We start from the raw sequence: 2,723 nt of genomic DNA, 5'->3' as shown, positions 1-2,723 counted from the left end.
CGGCGGCACCGACCCGATGAAGGGCCTGCCGGTGGCGACCGGTGCGCTGGCCCGGCTGCCGCTGGACGCGGACTGGTCGATGGACCTGTACGGCGTCCCGTCGCCGGACGCCGGGCTGCCGCAGCGCGTGCGCGGCCTGGCGTCCTTCCCCCCGGACCGGCTGGCCGCGGTGCTGGCCGAGCACGACGTCCTCGTGCTGCCGTCGGTGATGCGCGAGTCGCACTCGATCCTCACCCGCGAGGCGCTCACCGCCGGCCTCGCGGTGGTGTGCACCGACACGCTCGGCCCCGAGGAGGCGGTGGACCACGGCCGCAACGGCGTCGTGGTGCCCGCGGGCGACGTCGACGCGCTCGCCACGGCCCTGACGCGGCTGGTGCGCGAGCCCGCCGTCGTCGCCCGGATGTGCGGCCAGGGGTCGGCCTCCCCGTTGCGCAGCATCGAGGACCAGGTCGACGGCCTGGACCGGCTCTACGGCGAGCTCGTCGCAGCCCGCACCGTCGCAGCCCCGGACGACGCCGCCGTGCTGCGTGAGGGCGCCGGCCTGCTCGGCCGCGTTCTGTTCGTCGTCGGCATCAACGGCGCACCGCTGCGCTACCGCGTGCACCTGGCCGCGGAGGCTCTCACGGCGGACGGCGCGCACCCGCTGGTGCGGCACTACCGCGACCCCGAGCTGCCGTCGCTCGCGGCGACGGCCGACGCCGTGGTGCTCTACCGGGTCCCGGCCACGCCGCAGGTCGCCGACCTCGTGCGCCAGGTCCGCGAGCGCGAGCGACCCGTCCCGGTGCTCTTCGACATCGACGACCTCATCTTCGACCCGGGCCTGCGCGGGCAGGTCCACGGCCTGAGCGCCCTGAGCGATGCCCAGCAGGACCTGTGGTGGCGGGGTGTCGCGCGGTATCGGACGACGATGGAGATGGCCGACGTCTACGTGGGCAGCACGCGAACGCTGTGCGACCACGCCGCGGCCGTGACGGGCCTGCCGGTGCGCCAGTTCCGCAACGGCCTGGGCCGTTCGAGGGTCACGGTGAGCGAGCGGGCGCTGGCAGCCGGGCGCTCGCCCGGCCCGCTGCGCGTGGGCTACTTCAGCGGGACGACGACGCACGACGACGACTGGGCTGCGATCGAGCCGGCACTCATCGAGGTGCTGCTCGCCCGGCCGGACGTCGAGGTGTGGATCGGCGGGCACCTGCGCCCCACCCCGGCGCTGGAGGTGCTCGGCGAGCGCGTGCGGCGGCTGCCCGTGATGCCGTGGCAGGACCTCGTGGGCGTGCTGCGGGACGTCGACGTCAACCTCGCCCCGCTGGTCCTGGGCAGCGTCTTCAACGAGGCCAAGTCCGCGATCAAGTGGCTCGAGGCCGCGATGGTGGAGACGCCGACGGTTGCCTCGCCCACCCAGCCGTTCGTCGAGGCCATCGACCACGGCCGCACCGGTCTGCTCGCCACGACGCACGAGGAGTGGGCGGCCGGGCTCGCCCTGCTGCTCGACGACGAGCTCGAGCGGGTCCGGATGGGGGCCGCGGCGCGCCGCGAGGCCGTGCTGACCCTGTCCCCGCACGTTCAGGGCCGGGTCTACCAGGAGATCCTGCGCGATGCGGCGGCGCTCGTCGCCCAGGGCCGGCCGGACCGGGTGTCCGGCTGGGAGCCCGTGATGGACGACGAGCCCTACAGCCCCACGGGCGCGTGGGTGGAGCCGGACGACGGGGTCGAGCCGCACCGCGCGTCGCGGCTGCCGCTGGCGCGCGAGCTCGCCGCACTGCGCCGCGTGCACCGGGCAGCAGGGCTGCGCGGCGTGCTCGCGACGTCGCGGACGGTGCTGGGACGCCGGTTGCGGCGGCCCGTCGGGTGAGTCCACCGGACGGTCGTCACGGGCCCGCCGCGCCCGCGTCGGCCGGGTCCCGCGTGGCGCTGCCGCCGTACGATGGAGGGGTACAACTCTCTCGGTGAGGACTCCGGTGATCCCTGTCCGTCGTGTGCCCGCTGTGCTGCTCGCGCTCGTGCTGGCGGTGATCGGGACCGTCGTGGCGGTGCCTGCGGCCCGGGCCGCCGAGGAGGTCTACCCCGCCCCGGCGACGGGCGCCTGGACCGTCGACGGCCGGGCCTACGGGCACGGCCGCGGGCTGAGCCAGTGGGGCGCCCAGGGGGCTGCCCTGCAGGGGCGCACGGCGAGCGAGATCCTCGCGTTCTACTACCCGGGGACGCAGATGGTCTCGACGGGCAACCCTGCGGTGAGGGTGCTGCTGGCGGCGTACACGCCGACGACCACGGTGACGATCTGGAGCCCGGAGAACCGGCCCATCCGGATGGGTGCCATGCCCAACGAGGAGTGGGTGCCGCCGGGCCGCTGGACGATCACCGTCGCCGACTCGACGGTGACGGCCCAGCGCCGCGACGTCCCGGGCGGCCCCGTGACGGAGACGCGCACGTACACCGGCACCGTCCGGTTCGAGACGGGCGCCGACTACGGGATCGCCGTCGCGGCCGGCCCGGACGCCACGACGGCGCGCTGGTACCGCGGCGACCTGCGGGTCGAGCCGACCGGCGGGGTGGGCTTCAACCTGACGAACAACCTCGTGCAGGAGGACTACCTGCGCAGCGTGGTGCCGCGCGAGTCGCCGGCGTCGTGGTCGGCCGCAGCGCTCCAGGCACAGGCCGTCGCGGCCCGCAGCTACGCGCGCTACAAGATGATCTACAACGGCGGGATCTGTGACACCACCGCGTGCCAG

General features: G+C 75.2%; 2 protein-coding genes. Both read left to right on the top strand.

The window, feature by feature from the left end; genetic code table 11:
* The coding region (locus PKY62_RS12935) for a glycosyltransferase (RefSeq protein ID WP_324537606.1) at positions 1-1,846 on the top strand (1,846 nt) is incomplete at its 5' end.
* Positions 1,847-1,952: 106 nt separating this feature from the next.
* Positions 1,953-2,723, top strand: a 771-nt coding sequence (locus tag PKY62_RS12930; protein ID WP_324537604.1) for a SpoIID/LytB domain-containing protein, incomplete at its 3' end; no start/stop codon positions are given.

Origin of the sequence: Actinotalea sp. (genome assembly GCF_035443605.1) — a bacterium.
Lineage (GTDB): Bacteria > Actinomycetota > Actinomycetes > Actinomycetales > Cellulomonadaceae > Actinotalea.
The sequence above is the reverse complement of the archived record's forward strand: the minus strand, read 5'-3'. Positions and strand labels throughout refer to the sequence as shown.